Annotated in this window: 3 protein-coding genes; 2 read left to right on the top strand and 1 reads right to left on the bottom strand. The window is 76.0% G+C overall.

What is annotated here, in order from left to right; all coding sequences use genetic code 11:
* The coding region (locus B7L92_RS35105) for a LysR family transcriptional regulator (protein WP_081241262.1) at positions 1-955 on the bottom strand (955 nt) is incomplete at its 3' end.
* A gap of 83 nt (positions 956-1,038) precedes the next feature.
* Between B7L92_RS35105 and B7L92_RS35100 the strand changes: the two genes are divergently transcribed.
* Entirely contained in the window at positions 1,039-2,382 is a 1,344-nt protein-coding gene (locus tag B7L92_RS35100; protein WP_081241261.1) for an MFS transporter, read from the top strand.
* A 168-nt stretch (positions 2,383-2,550) separates the two neighbouring features.
* Positions 2,551-3,561 carry a LacI family DNA-binding transcriptional regulator gene (locus B7L92_RS35095; protein WP_081241260.1) on the top strand — a complete coding sequence of 337 codons (1,011 nt, stop codon included), beginning with the start codon at positions 2,551-2,553 and terminating at the stop codon, positions 3,559-3,561.
* Positions 3,562-3,601 lie beyond the last annotated feature (40 nt).

Genomic DNA, 3,601 nt, shown 5'->3' with positions numbered 1-3,601 from the left:
TCACGGCCGAGTCCTCGGCCGGAATCCATCCCCCCGCGGGCCGCTCCAACCAGCCCTCCTCCGCGGCGAGTACGGCCGCGGCGCGCCGAAGTCCGCCCAGTGCGGGATGGACCAGTCCTTTCCGCCACACCAGTGACACGGGCGACAGCGGAACCGGGTCGACGAGAGGACGCAGCACGGTCGAGGGCAACGGGGGGAAGTCCACCACGGCGAGGACCGGGTTGCGCGTCCTGGCCATGATCCGCTGGAACTCCTCGTCCCCGACGGCCAGCGGCGCGGGCGGCGCGAGCACGATGCCCCGGCCCTCGAACAGCAGTCGGGCGAGATCCGTCCACTCCGGTGTCCGCGGGTTCCCGGCCCCGGCGTACACCGTCTCGCCGGCCAGCGCGGCGAGCGGCACCTCGGGCAGGGGGGCCAGCCGGTGGTCCTCGGGCAGGACGATCGCCATCGGCTCGTAGCGCACGGGCTGCTGGTGGAGCCCGGCCCGCAGCGCCGGGGGGAGCCCCGCGAACCGCCCGAACGCCGCGTCGAGCCGCCCGGCGAGCACCTCTCCCGCGGCCCAGGTCAGCCCGCTCTCGTAGCGGGCCATCAGCTCGTGGCCGGGGGTGAGCTCGCGGGCCCGGTGCAGCACCCGGCGCGGGGTCCTCAGGCCCGGGGAGTTGAGGTCCACGAGCAGGGGGCGGGCCTGCCCGGCGGCGGCGAGCAGGTCGTCCTGCGCCTGGAGCGCCCGGCGCGCGTACGGCAGCAGCCGCTCGCCGTCGGCGGTGAGCGTCACCTGACGCGTGGTCCGCACGAACAGCTCGCAGCCCAGCTCCCGTTCCAGTCGCCGCACGTCCCGGCTGAGCGCCTGCTGGGCGACGTAGAGACGGGTGGCGGCGCGGGTGAAGTGCAGTTCCTCGGCGACGGTGACGAAGGCGCGCAGGAGGCGGGGGTCGAGGTGGGCGGGTGCGGACACCCCGTGAACCTACAACACAGGTGCGTGAATCGACGCCGGGAAGGTGTTGGACCGTCCGCGCACCCCGGGGCGACGGTGGGGGCATGCCTCAGCAGAGCCCCCGGAACACCGTCCTGTTCACGGTCACCTCCGACACCCTCGTCGCCGCCGACTTCGGCCCGCGCCGCCGGAGCGACGGCCGGACGCGCACCCGGGAGAAGGGTCCGTACCGCCGTCTCCTCGCGCGGCCCGGTGCCCGTGCGTTCACGGTCGGCGGCCTCCTCGCCCGGCTGCCGATGGGCATGTTCGGCGTGAGCGCGGTCGTGATGATCGCCGGGACGCGCGGCTCGTACGCCCTCGCCGGCGCCGTCACCGCGACGGGCCTGGCGACGACCGCGGTGGTCGCCCCGTGGACCGCGCGCCTGATCGACCGGTACGGGCAGGCCCGCGTCGCCCTGCCCGCCACGGCGTTCGCCGCGCTGGGCTTCCTCGCGCTGCTGCTCTGCGTGCGCCACGGCGCCCCCGACTGGACCCTGTTCGCCTGCTACGCCGCCACCGCCACGACGCCCAACACCGGCGGGATGTCCCGGGCCCGCTGGGCCCACCTGCTGAAGGGGGACGCCGGAGCCCTGCACACCGCGAACTCCCTCGAACAGGCCGCGGACGAGCTGTGCTTCATGCTCGGCCCGGTGGTCGCGGCCTTCCTGTGCGGAACCCTCTTCCCGGAGGCGGGCACCCTCGTGGGGGTCGTGCTGCTGCTGGCGGGCATGCTGCTGTTCACCGCCCAGCGGTCCACCGAGCCGCCGGTCGAGCGGCGCGCGCCCGCCCGCGCCCCCTTCCGGGTCCCCGGCATGCGGCCGCTGCTCGCCGTCTGCCTGGCGACGGGTGCGGTGTTCGGCGCGATGGAGGTCGTCACCATCGCGTTCGCGGACGAGCGGGGGCACCGCACGGCGGCCGGTGCGGTGCTCGCGTTCCAGGCGGCCGGTTCCTGCGCGGCGGGCCTGCTGTACGGCGCGGTGCGCCCCGCCGGATCCGCGCGGGCCCGGCTGCCGTGGTGCCTGGCCGCGATGACCGCGCTGATGGCCCTGCCGCTGCTCGCGGCCGGCCTGACCGGCTCGCTCCCGGTGCTGGCGGGGGCCCTCCTGCTGGCCGGCATGGCCACGGCCCCGACGATGGTGACCACCATGACCCTGGTCCAGCGGTGCACCCCCGCGGGTCGGCTGAACGAGGGCATGACACTGGCGGTGACCGGTCTGCTCGGCGGGATCGCGTGCGGCAGCGCGGCCGGCGGCTGGACGGTGGAGCACGTCTCGGCGACGGCCGGGTACGGCGTCCCGGTGGCGGCGGCCGCGCTCGCCCTCCTCGTCTCCGCGGCCCTGTTCGGGCGGTCGGACCGCTTCCCGTCCGGGCCGTCGAACCGCTCCACGGATTCCCGCACGCCCCATTGACGGCCCCCGGCCCCGCACATACCTTCACCCGTCGAAGCGCTTCGACTCCGCTGCGGATCCGCCCGGCCGCACCTCGGCCGCGCCCCCGCTCCGCGCCGACCGCGCTTCGGCGGGTGCTTCGGCACCGCTTCGGCATCCCCCACGGACAGCGCCAGGTGAGGACCCCCGATGGTGAAGATCACGGACGTGGCCCGGCGCGCCGGGGTCTCCCCGAGCACGGTCTCGTACGCACTCAGCGGCAAGCGTCCGATCTCCGACGCCACCCGGCGGCGCGTCCAGGACGCCGTCCGCGAGCTGGGCTACCGCCCGCACGCCGGGGCCCGCACGCCGGCCGGCCGCCGGTCGAAGGTGCTGGCCCTCGCGGTCCCGCTGCGCTCCGGTGTCCACGTGCCGGTGGTCACGCAGTTCGCGGTGTCGGTGGCCACCGCCGCCCGCGCCCACGACCACGACGTGCTGCTGCTCACCCAGGGCGAGGGCGAGGAGGGGATCAGGCGTGTCGCGGACGCGGGGCTGGCGGACGCGGTGGTGGTGATGGACGTGCAGCTCCAGGACCCCCGGCTGCCGTTGCTGCGCTCGCTGCCCTTGCCGTCCGTGCTGATCGGCGTGCCCGCCGAGCCGGACGGGCTGACCTGTGTCGACCTGGACTTCCGGGCGGCCGGTGAGCTGTGCGTGGACCACCTGGCGGGGCTCGGCCACCGGGTGGTGGCGCTGGTCGGCTCGCCGCCGGAGGTGTACGTGCGGCGGACCGCGTTCGCGCGGCGGCTCGTGCAGGGCTTCACGTCCGCCGCCGACCGGCACCGGATCGCCTCCACGGTGCACCCGTGCGGAACCGGCCGGGACGCCGCCCGCGCGGTCGCCGAGCGGCTGCTGCGCGAGCAGCCGGCGCTGACCGGGGTGGTCGTGCACAACGAACCGCTGCTCGACCCGCTGATCGACGCCTTCGAGCGGCTCGGCCTGCGCGTCCCCGACGACCTCTCCCTCACCGCCGTCTGCCCCGCCCCCGTCGCGGCCTCGGCCCGCGTCCCGGTCACCTCGGTCGCCGTGCCGTCGGCGGAGCTGGGCACGCGCGCGGTGCACCTGCTGGTGCGGAAGCTGTCCGGCACCCCCGTACCGCAGCACACCCTGCTGCCGCCCCGCCTGACGGAACGGGCGAGCACGGCGGCGCGGGCGGCCGCCTGACACGCGCCGACATGACGAAGACCCCGATATGACAAAGGCC

Source organism: Streptomyces viridosporus, assembly GCF_002078235.1.
GTDB classification, from domain to species: domain Bacteria; phylum Actinomycetota; class Actinomycetes; order Streptomycetales; family Streptomycetaceae; genus Streptomyces; species Streptomyces viridosporus.
The sequence above is the reverse complement of the archived record's forward strand: the minus strand, read 5'-3'. Positions and strand labels throughout refer to the sequence as shown.